The following is a 15,486-nucleotide window of genomic DNA, read 5'->3' as shown; positions in this document are numbered from 1 at the left end:
GTCCTTCCCCCCGGCCCCCTACGTCCACGCCTACGACGCCAACGGCAAGGAGATCTACAACCAGAAGACCCAACCCAACGTCAAGAACACCCGCAGGTAAGTCGGGTCGCCACGGTGTGCGGGCCCGGCGCCGGGCGGATCCCCGCCCGGCAACGCGCGGGCCGCTACGGCTTGCGGGACAGTGCGCAGGAGATCATCCGCTCCCACACCGTCAGCTCCCGTTCCCCCGCCCCGGCTCGGGCGGCCTCCTCCCCCGGCGCGGGATCCGGCCGCCACAGCGGGCAGTTCACCAGACCCGGTTCAAGCAAGTCCAGGTCACCGAACAGGGCCGTGATCTCCTCGTCGGTGCGCCAGCGGCCCCGGCCGAAGGTGTCCTGCAGCTTCTGCTGCGCGAGCCGGGTCTCCTCGTTCCCGCCGGAGCGGAAGTGGGAGATGTAGACCCGGCTGCCGGGCGGCACCCGGTCCGCCCACCAGCGCACGAGGTCGGCGGGCCGTTCGTCGTCGTCGAGGTGGTGCAGGACGGCGCTGAAGACGAGTCCCACCGGCTCCTCGAAGTCGATCAGGCGCACCACATCGGGATGGTCGCGGATCCCCTCCGGCTCGCGAAGATCGGCCTCGACCATCGCGGTGCGGTCGTCGACGGCCAGCAGCGCACGGCCGTGGGCGAGCACGATCGGATCGTCGTCCACGTAGACGACGCGCGCGCCGGGGCCGTGCCGCTGGGCGACCTGGTGCACGTTGTCGGTGGTGGGCAGGCCGCTGCCCATGTCGACGAACTGGCGGATGCCGTCGTCGGCCATGCCGCCCACGGCGCGGATCAGCGCCCGGCGGTTGGCGAACGCGATCGCCACCGAACCGGGCAGGTCCCTGATGAAGTAGTCGCCGACCTCACGGTCGACGGCGTGGTTGTCCCTCCCGCCGAGCAGATAGTCGTAGACCCGAGCGATGCTCGGCTTCGACGGGTCGACGCCCGCGGTGGAATCCGCCATCGGAACCAACCCCTGTCTCTGGGACCACCGGTGCGCCGATCGTAGAAGAACCGTCACGCACCGCGCTGCTCACCACGACCGGTGTCGCGCGATCCGTCCGGCGGGACCGGCGGGCCCGGCCGAGCGGGCCGTCCAGGAGGCCGCGCGATGACCGCCGATCAGCTCGGAAGCCGACCGGCGCTCAAGGCCTCCCTCGCGCCCTGGCCGCGGTCGCCTCGCTCGCGGTCGACGTCGTGACCATCCGATCTCCGGCGATCAGGAGCGGCGCGGCGGACGACGCTCAGGACATGGCGCGGTCACGCCGCTCGAGCCACCGTCCCCCGAGGAACGCGGCGACGAGATGTGCGGCCAGGCCTGCCCCTGCGACGGCGAGTCCGGCCTTCGTGCCGAGCCACAGATGGACGGCGAGACCGCCGACTGCCAGCGGCAGGGCGACGATCCGCAGGACGCGGTGGCCTCCCGGCGGCCGGTTCACGCGGGGTCCTGACGCTCGGCGGGCCGGACGCCCGTCACGTAGCGCATCCACGGGCGCAGGTCGCCGACCCCGACCCGGTGAATCCGGCGTCCCGCACCAGGCCGTCCAGCTCGTCGATCGGGTTGTGTTCCATGGCCGGTCCGGTGGCGGCACCGACGAGGTGTCGTCCGATCCGGCTCTCGGGAGGACGGAAGTCGGCGACCAGCAGCCGCCCGCCCGGCCGGCAGACCCGGTACATCTCCGCCAGTGCCCGCGGCCTCACCCCAGCGGGCAGGTGGTGGATCATCAGGCTGCTGACGACCACGTCGAAGGAGGCGTCCGGAGCAGCCAGTTCCTCCGCTATGCCGCGCTCGAAGGTACAGCCGGGCAGAGCGGCGGCGAGGCGCCGGGCGTGGTCGACGACCTGGTCGGCGGGGTCGACGCCGAGAGCCGTGCCGTCGGGCGCGACGGCGGTGGCCATCCGCCGGGTCAGGTAGCCGGTGCCGCAGCCCACGTCGAGCACCTGGTCGCCAGGCCGGGCGCCGCTGAGGGCGGCCAGCCGGGCGAACACCCGGTCCCGGCGGCCGCCGAAGGCGACGGTGGTGAACAGTTCGTAGCCGCGGCCGTGGCCGATGGCCGTGCCGTCGGTGTCGTGCTGGGGGTCTCCGTGCAGCAGGCGTCCGAGCGCCATCTCCCGCTCCCTACTTAGTTCGGACTAAGTAATCCCGAGCTTAGTCGCGACTAAGTTCTTCGGCAAGAGAACCCCTAGGATGATCGGGTGACCGAGCCCGACCCCAGCGAGACCCGACCCACCGCACGGCGCCGGACCCGCCTGAGCGCGGACGAGCGCCGCGCCACGATCCTGGCTGCCGCCACCGAGGTCTTCGCCGAACACGGCTACGGGCGCGCCAAGGTCTCCGAGGTGGCCGCCCGCATCGGCGTCACCGAGCCGGTGGTCTTCCAGAACTTCAAATCGAAGGCCGGGCTCTTCACCGCCGTCGTGGCGCACGCCGCCGACCTCGTCTGCACCGAACTGGCCGCGGCCGCCGGCTCCGGCGTCCCGGTGTCCGCCCTGCTCACCGGGCTCACCGCACCCGAGCACCTCGACCGGTTGCACGCACGGGGAGCGATCGGCGTGCTGTTCGCCGACTCGGTCGCGGCCACCGCCGAACCATCCGTCGCCGAGGCAGGACAGACGGCCGTGCGCCGGATCGCCGAGTCCCTCGCCGCGCTGCTCCGCCGGGGCCAGGCCGACGGAGAGCTCCGCGCCGGCACCGACCCCGATGCGGCGGCCTGGCTGCTGATCTCACTGATCTCCGCCCGACCACTTCGTCTCGCCGCCCTGCCCGACGCCTCCCGGGCTCACATCGAACGCGAACTCGCCGCCATGGCAGCGCAATTGATCGCCCCGCCGGCAGGCTGACACCCGCCCCGGCCACGGGGCGCACGACACCCCCGCGCGGGCGCCGACGCCCGCACCCTGGCACCTTCCGACGGACGGAACCGCCGGAGTACGACCGGGAGCGGGCCTCGTGAGCGGCGTCCGGGCGGATCCGTGTAGGGTCGGCGGCTGATCAGGCTCAGCCGGACCGTCTGGGAGCGGGAATGCTTTTCGGCGCGAACAGGAACCGCCCGGCGGAAGCCCCCGTCGAGCCCGTGGGCTGGGAACGGGTCAGGGAGTTCGTGGTCGGCGACGTCGAACGGCCTGCCACTCCCACGCGCAACCGCATCACCCGGGGCCCCCGCGCCGTCCGCGTGGCCAAGCGCGGCACGAACGACCGCGTCCTCGCCCCGTGCGCGTACGTGGCCACTTCGGACCTGCCGCTACCGGTGTCGGCTCCCCCTGCCCGCGGTCCTGAGCTCGCCCTCTTCGAAGACCGCGACGCCACCCGTCTGCTCTGCTACGTCGGCGAACCCCAGGAGGTCGCCGGCGAGCGACACCACCCCGTCCACGACGGCCAGGGGCAGCTCATCGGGACCCTTCGCCGCGTTCCGCCCAGGCGTCCTTTCCGCCACACCTGGGCTATCGACCAACCGGACCACCCCACCATCGTCGGCCGAAACGAGTGGATCGCGGGCGGCTCGCCGAAGGACGCGCTCGCGCGGGCGGCTCGCCGAAGGACGCGCTCGCGCGGGCGGCAGGCCGGCTCGCGGTCGGTGTCCTCGGAGCCGTCGCCGACCTCGGAGCCGACGGCGGGGACCACCCCGCCAAGCCGCGCACCCTGGAATGGCGTGCCGACGGCGTGGTGGTGATGCTCTCCGAAGGAAGCGAGAAGGTCACCGTCAAGGCGGAGTGGATCGACCGCCGCCTGGCGTTCGCCTTCGCACTCGTGGGAGACCGCTGAGGCGGGGCCCCGCCCCATGCGGCAGCAGTGCGGAGGCTGACCCTGCGGCCGCAGCACACCTGCGGTCATGCCCGCCGAGGCGATCGTCGGCCGTGCATCGCCGTCCCGGCCCCGCACCGGCCGCACGCTGCCCCACCGGAAGCCTTGGCCCCTGCCCCGTAGGGGTCGCGGGCGCTCCAGCACCCTCGCACCTGGCCCGTCCCGGCCTGTCCCGCAGCGGATCAGCGGTGTTCGGGGTTCTCGAAGTCGAAGCGGCAGCCGGCGTCCCATTCGGAGCGCTGGTTGCCGTGGGCGGGGATGCCGCCGGCGTCCTTCAGCAGCCTGGCCAGGTGGAGCTGGTTCCAGGTCATGAAGGTGGTGTTGCGGTTGGTGAAGTCGTTGTCCGGGCCGCCGGAGCCCTCGTCGAGGTAGGACGGGCCGGGGCCGGCCTCGCCGACCCAGCCGGCGTCGGCCTGCGGGGGGATCGTGTAGCCGAGGTGCTGGAGGCTGTAGAGCACGTTCATCGCGCAGTGCTTGGCGCCGTCCTCGTTGCCGGTGATCAGACAGCCGCCGACCCGGCCGTAGTAGGCGTACTGGCCTTGGGAGTTGAGGATCGAGGAGCAGGCGTAGAGCCGCTCGATGACCTTCTTCATCACGGAGGAGTTGTCCCCCAGCCAGACCGGCCCGGCGAGGGTGAGGATGTCGGCGGACATCACCTTGGAGTAGATGACGGGCCACTCGTCGGTGTCCCAGCCGTGTTCGGTCATGTCGGGCCAGACGCCGGTGGCGATGTCGAGGTCGACGGCCCGGAGGACCTCGACCTCGACGCCCTGGCGTTCGAGGATGCCGGTGCTGACGTCGATCAGGCCCTGGGTGTGGCTGCGCTCCGGGGAGCGCTTGAGGGTGCAGTTGATCACCAGGGCACGAAGGTCGGCGTACGACGTCGTCGGGTCCGGCACGGGTTCCTCCCAGATGGTCCGGGAGCCGGGCGGGTCGCGGACTCCCCGTACAGCTGACCAGCCCGGCGGCGCGGGCGCGCGCCGGGCTGGTCCGGTCGCCTGACGGTCGACCGGGTCAGGCGGACGGGCCGGCCAGGGTGACGGGCAGGCCGGCCTCGATGCGGCTCAGCAGGCGGCCGCCGTGGACGCCGGGGGCGTCGAAGCCGCGCAGCTCGTCCGGATCCTCCCCGGTGCCGGTGGTGAGGACCTCGGGCACGAGCACCGTCGCGGCGTCGACCGGCGGCCCGCCGGCGGAGGGGGCGAGGTAGGCGGGCGCGAGCACCGGACCGTACAGGGTGCCCTCGACCAGGTCGGGGGCGAACTCGGCGGACAGCACGGTGACCCGGGCGTGCAGGTCGCCGTGGAGCATCACGAGCTTGTCGGTCATGTTGCCGACGAAGGCCTCGACGTGGACGTCCCCGCGGACGAGGAGCTTGGCGTCGCCCTCCAGGTAGACGGCGGCGGCCCTGAGGTCCCCGAGGACGATCAGCGCCGGGCAGCCGTCGTCGGTGTTGAGGACGGCACCGGTGACGGCGAGGTCGCCGTCGACGACGTAGCCGGTGCCGTCCGGCTCCGCGGCGTCGAGGTCGAGGTGACCGTCGACCGTAAGATCGCCGGTGTGGACGTCGTACTCCTCCTCGTAGAGGTTCTCGTAGGAGGAGACGGGCAGGCCGCGGCGCTCGAAGAGGGCGACCGCCTCGTCCCAACTGTGGCTCGTGGTGGTGATGTTCATGGGCCGCACTGTGTCATGCGGCACTGTCAGCCAGGACCGCGGGACGGCCGCCGGTGGCCGGGCGGCACGACGCGCGTCCGGTCCTCCGCGTGCCGGTTGAGCAGCTCGCCGCCGCGGGGGTGACGGCCCGGGTCTTCACGCCCGCCCACGGGCCGGGCTGACCCGACCCGTGGCCCCGGCCTCCGAGGGCCGCCAGGGTGAGGGGCGTCAGCCGCCGAGCAGCGGGAGGGCGGCGAAGTCGTGGTCCTGCCAGAGCAGTCGGGAGGCCTCCTCCGGGTAGGGGGCGACGGCCGGGTGCGCGTCGAGGAGCTGGACGAGGCGCCGCCCGGGCTCGTGGGCGGGCCAGCCCGGGTCCCCGTCGGTCGCGAAGGCCGTCCAGGCGGTGCGCATCCGTGCGGAGAGCTCCTCGGCCTCCGGCGAGGGGGTGTCGCCGATCAGCAGCGCGGGTCGGCCGCTGTTCAGGTTGCCGAAGACGAGCGGGACGTCGAGGCCGTGGCAGGCGCCGAGGATCCCGCCGAGGCCGGGGGCGGGCCAGGTGAGCTCGTAGAGGAACGTCCGGCCGCCGGCGGCGGCGTGCGCCCGGGCGAGGTGGAGGGTCGGCATGCGGAACAGCCAGTCGGCGTTGACCAGTTCGTAGAGTTCCCCGGGGCCGGCCGCCGGGTGGGCGGCCCGGTGGCGGCGGGCGCCGTCCGGGCCGGGGGCGAGCATCCGCAGGGCGGTCTCGGCCTGTTCCTCGGTGACCTGGCCGAGCACGCCGTCGATCAGGCTGAACAGCCGGTGTTCGTCGCGGGTGTGGCCGACGAGGAGGTCGACGTCCGCGGCGGTGCCGGTGGGGGTGCCGGTGGCGAGCGCCTGCCAGGGGGTGGCGGGCAGGACGTCGCCGTCGACGACGGGGGCGAACGGGATCGGCCGGTGGGTGATCGGGCCCCAGCGGTCCGCCCACCGGCCGATCTTCGCGGAGACGGCGTCGCCCGCGGCGGGCAGCCGGGCCGGGTCGACGGTGGACAGGTCGGCCACCGTGGGCCGCAGTCCCAGTTCGGCGGCGCAGGCGGCGGCGACGTCGGCGGCCAGCTCGGGCGTGAGGAACGTCCCCGGCACGCTCTGCGCGACGGCCCGGCGGAAGAGTCCGGCCGCCCGCGGCATCGCCAGCAGGGCGGCGACCGAGCCGCCGCCCGCCGACTGGCCGGCGACCGTGACCCGCGACGGGTCGCCACCGAAGGCCCGGACGTTGTCGTGGACCCAGCGCAGGGCGGCGAGCTGGTCGAGCAGACCGCGGTTGGCGGGGGCGCCCTCGATCTGCGCGAAGCCCTCCAGGCCCAGCCGGTAGTTGAGCGTGACCACGACGAGGCCGCCCGCAGCCAGCCGGCCGCCGTCGAACTCGGGCAGCGCGGAGGAGCCGATCACGTAGCCGCCGCCGGGGATCCACACCAGCACCGGGAGGCCCGCGCCCGGGCCCGGGTCGGGCGACCAGACGTTGACCGTCAGCCAGTCACCGCCCCCGGCCGGATCGGCGGGGCCGTCCGTGCCGAGTACTCCGGCCTGGGGCGGTGGCGGGCCGTACGCCTCGGCCGCCCGCATACCGGCCCACCCGCGGACGGGCTGCGGTGCGGCGAAGCGCAGCGCCCCGACCGGCGGTTCGGCGAACGGGACGCCGCGGAAGACCGCGAGCCCCGCCTCCCAGGTGCCGCGCAGCGCACCCGCGGTGGTGCGGGCCTCCGGTGCGGGCGTGGACTCGGACGGGCTGGCTGTGGAGGCGGTCACGACGACGTCCCTTCCGGCGGATCCGGCTGGTGCGGCCGATCCGGACCGAGACGCGCCGGTCCGGTCCGGTTCGGTCTGGTTCGGGCAACCGGGTCGGCCCCGGACGGCGAAGGGCCCGGCCGCCCGCTCCGCGGATCATCGCACCGGATCGGGGGTCGGGCCACTGGTTTTGGGGACGGGCGCGGGCGCCGTGGCGGCGGGGCGGGCGGGCGCCGCGGATCCGGTCAGGCCGCGGCCGTGGTGGGCGTGCGGCGGGCCAGCGCGTCGGAGGCCTTGGCCGTGGCGTAGAGCGAGACGGCCAGGGCGACGACCAGGGCGGCCCCGCCGGCGAACACCGTGGTGGAGGAGACGGCCCTGGCGCTGCCGGCCTCGGTGCGGGCCGAGCCCGAGATGAAGGGCATGACGGCGAGCACGGCGACGCCGAGCGCGACCTCGCCCCACACGACCAGCGGGAAGTGCCGCAGGGTCAGGTGCAGCAGCGAGCTCTGGTCGTCGGCCCGGCGGGCGTGGACGATCCGCGGCATCAGGCGGAACTGGTTGAAGGCTCCGGCGGCGACGAGGCCGAGGACCAGCAGGACCTTGACGGACAGGGCGATGCCGTAGCCGGTGGTCCACAGCTGGGAGACCGCACCGACGTGCTTCCAGCTCAGCCAGAGGCCCGACACGGTGACCGCGCCGACGCAGACCATGGCGACCAGGCTGAACCGGCGCCACACGTCGGCCCAGAGCAGTCCGGCGCCGTCGCCGAGCCGGCCGCGGGTGCCGGCCAGGGCGACCAGGAGGGCGAGGCCGCCGAGCCAGACCGTGCCGGAGACGATGTGGGTCTGGTCGAAGACGAGGTCCAGCCAGCGGTCGAGGTCGGCGGGCTTGGTGGCCGGCACGGCGCCGATCAGGGTGACGGCGAGCGAGAGCGGCAGCGCGAGGAGGGCGACGGCGTCGACGTGCCGGCGGACGGCCGGGACGAACAGGGACGTCAGGGCGGCGGCCGTCACCACCAGGACCGCGTTCTGCACCAGGTAGACGGTGCCCTGGGCGATCCAGGCGCCCTTGGCGGCGGGGGCCTGCAGGAAGTCCAGGATCCGGTCGGGCGCGAGGGCGTCGCCGAAGGGCGTCCCCTTGCCGGCGCGTGCCACCCGGGCCGCGAGCTGGAAGTACCCGGCGACCAGCAGCACCACGCCCGCCCAGGCGAGGTAGGCCGCGGTTCTTCTTCGCAGCACCACCGTGTCCTCGGGGCTTGTCTGCGGCGCGCGCAGCGCGGGGCGGACGGTGGTGGCGTAGGTGACGGTGGCACCGATGGCCCCGCTGAGGCCGAGGAAGTAGCCGGTCTTGCTGAGGATCCGCCAGGCCTGGGGCATGACGTATCCGGCCGTGGTCGCGGCCAGGGAGGCAGTGTGCATGAGGTAAGGCTAACCTAAATATCCGCCCTCGAGAACACCCCGTCGACCACGGTGAGCAACCACGGCCGCCTCGCGAGCTCCCCGCCACGCCACCCGCGATCCCGACGTTTCGGCTGGTGAGACAGCCGGGGCGACTGTGACACCAGCGCGCCGGGCGGGCGTGACGGCGGGGACGGCCCTACCCCATCGCCACGCTCCGTACACGAAACGGCGATGGCGCCGGACCGGCCGTCCGGCGCCGCCACCGCTCGCGTCAGGCCTGCGGAGTGCGCCCCGCGCCGGAGGCCGGGCGGCCGGAATAGCGGGCGGTGGCCCCGTCGTTCCCAACAGTCGATCAGAACCACGGCGAACCACGCTCCCTGTCGGCCCCGTGCCGCAGACTGAGGCCGAACACTCGGCAGACCGAAGGATGAGCCCCATGACTGACCGGCCCTTGACCCTGATGGCCGTGCACGCCCACCCCGACGACGAGGCCACCGGCACGGGCGGTGTGCTCGCCCGCTACGCGGCCGAGGGCATCCGCACGGTGCTCGTCACCTGTACCGACGGCGCCTGCGGAGACGGTCCGGGGGGCGTCAAGCCCGGCGAGGCCGGGCACGACCCGGCGGCCGTCGCCGCGATGCGCCGTCAGGAGCTGGAGGCCAGCTGCGAGGTCCTCGAGGTCGGCCACCTCGAACTGCTCGAGTACGGCGACTCCGGGATGATGGGCTGGCCCGCCAACGACGCGCCCGGCTCGTTCTGGACGACGCCGGTGGACGAGGCGGCGGCCCGCCTGGCCGACCTGATGCGGAAGTACCAGCCCGACGTGGTCGTGACGTACGACGAGAACGGCTTCTACGGCCACCCCGACCACATCCAGGCCAACCGCATCACGACGAGGGCGCTGGAGCTGGTCGGCACGGCTCCGAAGGTGTACTGGACGACGGCGCCGCGCTCGATGATGGCGAAGTTCGGGGAGGTCATGCGCGAGCTCGGCGGGGACTGGGAGGAGCCGGGCAGCGAGGGGTCGGAGCTGCCCGAGATCGGCCTCCCCGACGAGGAGATCACCACCTGGGTGGACGCCACCGGGTTCGGCGGCCAGAAGTACGACGCGCTGGCCGCGCACGCCAGCCAGGGCGAGAACATCTTCTTCCTGAAGATGGGCAAGGAGAAGTTCACCCAGCTGATGGGTGTGGAGACCTTCGTCCGGGTGCACGACACCACCGACGCGGAGCTGCCCGAGAACGACCTCTTCGCCGGCCTGCGCTGAAGGACCCGCCGCCCGGGCCACGGCGCCGCCCTCCGGTCACGGCCAGCCCGTCGGCCTCGCCGTCGCCGTGGCCCGGGCGGCGGCGATCGCGGCGCAGGAGCGCCGGACCTCCTCCGCCGCCCAGCCGGCGGGAAGCGGCCCCTGGGCCCGGAGGGCGGCGGCCCGCCGCTGGAGGTCGCGGAGCGCCCCGCCCTGGGCGCTGGACAGACCCATCTCCTGGTAGTCGCCGAGGTCGGTGCCGCCGTCGAGGGCGGTCTGCAGCCAGGGCCCGATGCTCAGCACGCAGTCCGCCACGGGGTCGGCCGACGGGACCGCCCCTGCGGTGGACGGCGACACGGTGGCGGGCGACAGGGTGGCGCGTGCGGCGGTCGGCGGTCCGCCGCACGCCGCGGCCATGGCCAGCCCCACCACCAGGCCCGTCAGGCCCGTCAGGCCTGTCAGGCCCAGGCCCGGCAGGCCCCGCAGGCCGACCAGCCCCGTAGCACCCGGCAGGCCCGTAGCACCTGGCAGGCCCGTCGGACCCGCGCCCGTCGAGCCCGCCCCGAGCCGTCTCCCCATGCGCGCATTGTGGCGCCCGCCGGCCGGCCGCGCCAGGGAGCCGACCGTGCCCGCCACCCCGCCCACCCGGCCGGCCGACCGGCCGTCACCCCGCCCACCTGCGCCGTTGGCCCGTTAATCGGTGGCCGGGCGTTCTCCCCCGCTCCTAGAGTGTCGGCGGATCAACCACCTTCCAAGGAGCCGGGCATGCGCGTGCACTACCCTCGGACGCCGCACCTGCCCTGGTCCCCGGGGGCGGCGGCGGACGACGTCCGCAGCGGCGACCTCTCCGGACTGACGGGCGCGGAGGTCGTCGTCACCGAGAAGCTCGACGGCGAGAACACCACGCTCTACCGGGACGGCCTGCACGCCCGTTCGCTGGACTCGGCGCACCACCCCTCCCGCGCCTGGGTGAAGGGCCTGCAGGGCCGGATCGGCGCGCGGATCCCGGCCGGCTGGCGGATCTGCGGGGAGAACCTGTTCGCCCGGCACTCGATCCCGTACACCGACCTGGAGAGCTGGTTCCACGGCTTCTCGGTCTGGACCGACCGGGACGTCTGCCTCGGCTGGGACGACACCGTCCGCTTCCTGCGCCGCCTCGGCGTGCCGGCACCGCGGGTGCTCTGGCGCGGCCGGTACGACGAACGGGCCCTGCGGACGCTGCGGTTGGACCTCGACCGCCAGGAGGGCTACGTGGTGCGGACCGCCGCGGGCTTCCCCCGGGCGGAGTTCGGTCGGCGGGTCGCCAAGTGGGTGCGGCCGCAACACGTGCGGACCGACACGCACTGGATGCACACCGCCGTCGTGGAGAACGGGCTGGGCCCGGGCGCCGCCCTCTGGTCGGTGCGCTCCGGGGCGCTGCCGGAACTCCCCGCACTGGCCGCCGCACTGCAGCTACCCGAGGACGGACCGCGCGAGGACGGACTGCTCGGGGCGGGACTGCCCGAGGACGGGCCACGCGAGGCGGGACTGCCCGCCACCGGCGACCGGTTGGCCGAGGTGTCCGCCCGGCTGGACGAGCTCGGCCGCGGCGGGGACGCGCGACTGGCCGGAGTGCTCGCCACCGCGCTGGGCGCGGCCCGCCGGGAGGGCCTGGCACCCCGGCTGGCCGGTGTGCTCGGCCTGCCGCTGGCCCGGCGGGTCGCCGACCTGGTCGGACTGCACCCCGGCCTGCAGCAGCCCTATCCGGACGAGGACCGCCGCACCGGCCTGGTCCGGCTCTCCTGCGCCGCCGACCTCGGCGTCCTGCACGCCGTCGCCGCGACGGCCGCGCCCGGAGCGTCGGAACGCGACCAGGTGGCCTGGTCCGCGCTGCACGCCGAGGACGCCGGGCTGCTCGCCGAGGCGCCGCTGCGCCCGCTGCGGGAGGGCCTGCGCGAGGCGCTCGCGGGCCTCGACCGGGACGCCGCCGACCGCTGCTGGGCGCAGGCCCGCGAGGCGTACGCGCTGGGCCGGATCCACACCGTCGAGGAGGCCGTGGCGGCCGCCTGGCGGTGGCGGGACGGCCGCTTCCCGCGGCTGGTGCACCTCGCCGGCCCGGCGGGCAGCGGCAAGAGCACCTTCGCGGCCGCCCTGCCCGGGGTCGGCGCCCGGATCTCGCTGGACGACCTGCGCGAGGCCCGCGGCTCCCGCGCGGACCAGCGCGACAACGCCGCCGTGCTCCGGGAGGGCCTGGACCGGCTGGACGCCGCCCTCGCCCGGACCGACCCCGCCCATCCGAGCGACCCGGCCGGCCCGCCCGACCCGGCCCGCCCGGCCACCGTCGTCTGGGACGCCACCTCGCTCAACCGGCATCAGCGCGCGGCCGTGCACGCCGTGGCGCAGCGCCGCGACGCCCTGGTCACCCAGGTGGTGCTGCTGGTCGACGAGGCCGAGCTGGCGCGCCGCAACGCCGCCCGGCCGCACCCGGTGCCGCCGGAGGTGCTCGCGGCCCAGCTGCGCCGGTTCAGCCCGCCCTACCCCGGCCAGGCCCACCGCACCTGGTACGTCGGCCCGAGTGGCACCGTGGAGGACACGGCCGGCACCCTCGACGGAGAGGACGACTGATGCGCCCCATCGAACAGGTCTGGCAGCGGGTCCGCTGGGACTCCCGCTTCGACCCCGCACGGTTCTCGGTGGGCGTGCGCCAGCGCGACGACCGCACCGAGCTCGTCCCGCTGGAGGCCTTCGCCGACGCGGGCGACATCCCCTGGCACCGGGTGCGCTTCGTCGAGGCCGACGGCGTCCGGGTCTGGGACCGCGACTCGGGTGTGGACGTCCTGGACAGCACCGCGGCCGGCCGGCGCACCGCACCGCGCCGCCTTCCGGCACCGTTCTTCACCGCCCTCACCCCGTACGACTGGCGGCCGGACGGCGGCTGGCGGCCCGCCGAACCGGCCTCCGGCACCACCCGCGGCGACACCGGCGGCGGCGACACCGGCGACACCACCGGCGCCGCCCCCGTGCGGGTGGTCACCTGGAACACCCTGTGGGACCGCTACGACGCCGACCGGATCGACACCGCCCGGCGACGGCCGCTGCTGCTCGCCGCGCTGGAGGCGGCGGACGCGGACGTCATCGCGCTGCAGGAGGTCGAACCGGCCCTGGTCGCCCTGCTGCTGGACGCCCCCTGGGTACGGGCCGGCTACACCCTCGGCGCCGACCCGCTCGGTCCCGACGTCGACGCGTACGGGCTGCTGCTGCTCAGCCGGCTGCCGGTGCTGGAGGCGGGCCGGCACGTGCTGGGCCCGCACAAGGCCGTCACCGCCGTCACGCTGGGCGCCGCCGACGCACCGCTGACCGTCGCCGCCGTCCACCTGACCAGCGACCACACCGCGGGCGGCCCGGCCCGCCGGGAGGCCGAACTGGCCGAACTCGCCGAGGGCCTGGCCGGCGTCCAGGGCGACCTGCTGCTGCTCGGGGACTTCAACGACGGCCGCTCCGGCGCCGAGGGCCCGGCCGCCGCGCTCGGCCTGCGGGACGCCTGGACGCAGGTGCACGGGCCCGCCGACGCGACCGCCACCTTCGACCCGACCGCCAACCCGCTGGCCGCGGTCTCCTCGCTCAGCGGCCGGGCCGCCCGGCTGGACCGCGTCCTGCACCGCACCGAGCGGGCCCGGGTGGCGGCCGCGGCCCTGCTCGGCGACCGGCCGGACGCCTCGGGGCTGTACCCGTCCGACCACTACGGCGTGCTGGTGGACCTCGACCTGGCCGGGACCGGGGCGACCGCGCTGCTCGACGTGGCGCCGACCGCCCGCACCGCCGTCGCCTGGATCCCGCCCGAGGAGCTGTGGCCCCCGATCCAGCGCCTGCGCGGCCGGTACGACCCTCAGCTGCGGCGCTGGCCGCCGCACGTCAACCTGCTGTTCGGCTTCGTCCCGGAGTCCGCCTTCGACCGGGCGCTGCCCCTGCTGGGCGCGGCCGCCGCCGAGCAGGCGCCGTTCACCGCCCGGCTGGACGGCGTGCACACCTTCGGACACCGCGAGGACGCCACCCTGTGGCTGGATCCGGCGGCCTCCTCCCCCGCACCCTGGGCCGCGCTGCGGCACGCCCTGGAGCGGCGCTTCCCGCGCTGCCGCGGCCGGGCGGAGGGCTTCACCCCGCACCTGACGCTCGGGCGCAGCGCCGATCCGCAGCAGGCCGCCGCCGACTGCGCGGCGCTGCTCGAGGCCGTCACGGCCCGGGTGGGCGAGCTGGTGGTGCTGTCCCGCCGGGGCGGTGAGCCGATGCGTCCGCGCGCGGTGGTCGCGCTGGGCACCGGCGAGGTGCGGTGGCTGGCCGAGCAGCGGACGGCCACCGGGCACGGCGGCCCGGCGCACGAGGTCGCCGGGCACGGAACGGCAGGGGCGGAGCCGGCTCCGCGGCCCGGGGCCCGGCGCCGCGCTGAGGAGGCGGCGGCCCGGGCCGTCGCGGAGCGGATCGCGGCGGCCCTGCCCGAAGGGGTCGTCCACACCGTCGGGTCCCGGCGGATGGGCTGCCAGCTGGACGGCGCCGATCTGGACCTGGTCGCGGTGCTGCCGGGGTCCGCCGATCCGGCCGGGCTGCGTGCCCGGGTCGCGGCGGCGCTGCCCGGCGCCCGGCGGGTCCGCGCGGTGCGCGGGGCCAGGGTGCCGGGGCTGCGGTTCACCGCCGAGGGGCTGGACGTGGACCTCGTCGTGGTCCACTGCGGGTCGCTCGCCCCGGGCGACGCGGTCGGGCGCCGTGCCGAGCTGGGTGCGGAGGCCGCGGTCGCGCTGAGCGCGGTCGGGGACGCCGAGGCCGTGCTGGCGGCGGTCGGCGACCGGCACGGGCGGTTCGTCAGGCTGGCCCGGGAGGTCAAGGCCTGGGCCCGGGCGCGCGGTCTGGACTCCGCACCGTTCGGCCAACTGCCCTCACTGGCCTGGACGGTGCTGGCCGCCCGGACGGTCCTGAGTGCCGACGACGTCGCCGAGGAGGACCTGTTCCGGCGCTTCGCCGAGACCTGGGCGGCCTGGGACTGGCGGGAGCCGGTGAGCCTGCACGGCACCGTGACGGCCCACCAGGGCGAGCCGGTGGCGGTGTTCACGCCCGCCGCGCCGGTCCGCAGCTGCACCACCCAGGTCGGCCCGGACGCCCGGGAGCTGCTCACCGAGGAGCTCTACCGCGCCTGGGAGCTCGCGACGGAGGCCGACGACCCGTGGCCCGCACTGCTCGCCGTGCCGCCGTGGCACCGGCGGCACGCGGCCTGGGCGGTCGTCACCGTCGAGGCCACGGCGACGGAGGACACCGTCGGCGCGGTGCGCGGGCGGCTCCGGGCCCTGCTGACGGGCCTGGAAGGGACCGGGGCCACCGGCCTGCACGCCTGGCCGCGACCGTTCGAGGGCGCCCACGGGGCGACCCGCCTGGCGATCGGCCTCGGCGCCGAGCCGCCGGGCCCCGAGGCCGTCGACCGGATCGCCGCCGCCTGGTGCCGCGGGTTGCCCGGCGTCCGCGTCGAGCGGGTGGACGGCGGCGCGCTGCCGACGCCGGCGTAGCGGGCGCGGCGCGGCACAGGGCGGCGCGGCTCAGGGCGGCACAGCACGGCGGAACCTGTCCATCCGTCAACCTG

General features: G+C 75.5%; 12 protein-coding genes. 5 read left to right on the top strand and 7 right to left on the bottom strand.

Annotated features, from left to right (window positions below):
• Window positions 1-164 precede the first annotated feature (164 nt).
• Together AB0N04_RS36550 and AB0N04_RS36545 are read right to left on the bottom strand one after the other, a co-directional pair.
• The gene (locus AB0N04_RS36550; RefSeq protein WP_360221773.1) at window positions 165-989 is read right to left on the bottom strand and encodes an SAM-dependent methyltransferase; all 825 of its coding nucleotides are present in this window, start codon (window positions 987-989) and stop codon (window positions 165-167) included.
• Between the two features lie 509 nt (window positions 990-1,498).
• Window positions 1,499-2,134 carry a methyltransferase domain-containing protein gene (locus tag AB0N04_RS36545; RefSeq protein ID WP_360221770.1) on the bottom strand — a complete coding sequence of 212 codons (636 nt, stop codon included), beginning with the start codon at window positions 2,132-2,134 and terminating at the stop codon, window positions 1,499-1,501.
• 87 nt (window positions 2,135-2,221) lie between these two features.
• On the opposite strand from AB0N04_RS36545, the gene AB0N04_RS36540 reads away from it, so the two are divergent.
• Window positions 2,222-2,866: a helix-turn-helix domain-containing protein gene (locus AB0N04_RS36540; RefSeq protein ID WP_360221767.1), complete on the top strand. Its 645-nt coding sequence runs from the start codon at window positions 2,222-2,224 to the stop codon at window positions 2,864-2,866.
• Between the two features lie 643 nt (window positions 2,867-3,509).
• Window positions 3,510-3,788 carry a hypothetical protein gene (locus AB0N04_RS36535; RefSeq protein WP_360221764.1) on the top strand — a complete coding sequence of 93 codons (279 nt, stop codon included), beginning with the start codon at window positions 3,510-3,512 and terminating at the stop codon, window positions 3,786-3,788.
• A 221-nt stretch (window positions 3,789-4,009) separates the two neighbouring features.
• On the opposite strand, the gene AB0N04_RS36530 is transcribed toward AB0N04_RS36535, so the two are convergent.
• The 4 genes from AB0N04_RS36530 to AB0N04_RS36515 all read right to left on the bottom strand — a co-directional run bounded on the left by AB0N04_RS36530 (window position 4,010) and on the right by AB0N04_RS36515 (window position 8,656).
• Window positions 4,010-4,726, bottom strand: a complete 717-nt coding sequence (locus AB0N04_RS36530) for a flavodoxin family protein (RefSeq protein WP_360221761.1) — start codon at window positions 4,724-4,726, stop codon at window positions 4,010-4,012.
• A gap of 115 nt (window positions 4,727-4,841) precedes the next feature.
• Entirely contained in the window at window positions 4,842-5,498 is a 657-nt protein-coding gene (locus AB0N04_RS36525; RefSeq protein ID WP_360221758.1) for a hypothetical protein, read from the bottom strand.
• Window positions 5,499-5,705: 207 nt separating this feature from the next.
• Entirely contained in the window at window positions 5,706-7,259 is a 1,554-nt protein-coding gene (locus tag AB0N04_RS36520; RefSeq protein ID WP_360221755.1) for a carboxylesterase family protein, read from the bottom strand.
• A gap of 224 nt (window positions 7,260-7,483) precedes the next feature.
• Entirely contained in the window at window positions 7,484-8,656 is a 1,173-nt protein-coding gene (locus AB0N04_RS36515) for a CopD family protein (protein WP_360221752.1), read from the bottom strand.
• A 418-nt stretch (window positions 8,657-9,074) separates the two neighbouring features.
• Here AB0N04_RS36515 and AB0N04_RS36510 point away from each other — a divergent pair, with 418 nt between their 5' ends.
• Complete coding sequence (locus tag AB0N04_RS36510; RefSeq protein ID WP_360221750.1) at window positions 9,075-9,905, top strand: PIG-L family deacetylase; 831 nt, start codon at window positions 9,075-9,077, stop codon at window positions 9,903-9,905.
• Window positions 9,906-9,941: 36 nt separating this feature from the next.
• Here the strand turns inward: AB0N04_RS36510 and AB0N04_RS36505 are convergent, their stop codons facing one another.
• Entirely contained in the window at window positions 9,942-10,463 is a 522-nt protein-coding gene (locus tag AB0N04_RS36505; RefSeq protein ID WP_360221747.1) for a hypothetical protein, read from the bottom strand.
• Between the two features lie 186 nt (window positions 10,464-10,649).
• On the opposite strand from AB0N04_RS36505, the gene AB0N04_RS36500 reads away from it, so the two are divergent.
• Together AB0N04_RS36500 and AB0N04_RS36495 are read left to right on the top strand one after the other, a co-directional pair.
• Entirely contained in the window at window positions 10,650-12,488 is a 1,839-nt protein-coding gene (locus AB0N04_RS36500; protein ID WP_360221744.1) for an RNA ligase family protein, read from the top strand.
• The gene (locus AB0N04_RS36495) at window positions 12,488-15,412 is read left to right on the top strand and encodes a poly(A) polymerase (RefSeq protein ID WP_360221741.1); all 2,925 of its coding nucleotides are present in this window, start codon (window positions 12,488-12,490) and stop codon (window positions 15,410-15,412) included. The genes AB0N04_RS36500 and AB0N04_RS36495 overlap by 1 nt, the downstream gene beginning before the upstream one ends.
• Window positions 15,413-15,486 lie beyond the last annotated feature (74 nt).

This window comes from Kitasatospora sp. NPDC051702, from assembly GCF_040681575.1.
Lineage (GTDB): Bacteria > Actinomycetota > Actinomycetes > Streptomycetales > Streptomycetaceae > Kitasatospora.
This window is presented reverse-complemented; position numbering and strand designations above follow the sequence as displayed.

Excerpts from the sequence above, each read along its gene's own strand:
- AB0N04_RS36545 (WP_360221770.1), bottom strand. The coding sequence starts at position 2,134 with ATGGCGCTCGGACGCCTGCTGCACGGAGACCCCCAGCACGACACCGAC.
- AB0N04_RS36550 (WP_360221773.1), bottom strand. The coding sequence starts at position 989 with ATGGCGGATTCCACCGCGGGCGTCGACCCGTCGAAGCCGAGCATCGCT.
- AB0N04_RS36525 (WP_360221758.1), bottom strand. The coding sequence starts at position 5,498 with ATGAACATCACCACCACGAGCCACAGTTGGGACGAGGCGGTCGCCCTC.
- AB0N04_RS36510 (WP_360221750.1), top strand. The coding sequence starts at position 9,075 with ATGACTGACCGGCCCTTGACCCTGATGGCCGTGCACGCCCACCCCGAC.
- AB0N04_RS36515 (WP_360221752.1), bottom strand. The coding sequence starts at position 8,656 with ATGCACACTGCCTCCCTGGCCGCGACCACGGCCGGATACGTCATGCCC.
- AB0N04_RS36505 (WP_360221747.1), bottom strand. The coding sequence starts at position 10,463 with ATGGGGAGACGGCTCGGGGCGGGCTCGACGGGCGCGGGTCCGACGGGC.
- AB0N04_RS36495 (WP_360221741.1), top strand. The coding sequence starts at position 12,488 with ATGCGCCCCATCGAACAGGTCTGGCAGCGGGTCCGCTGGGACTCCCGC.
- AB0N04_RS36500 (WP_360221744.1), top strand. The coding sequence starts at position 10,650 with ATGCGCGTGCACTACCCTCGGACGCCGCACCTGCCCTGGTCCCCGGGG.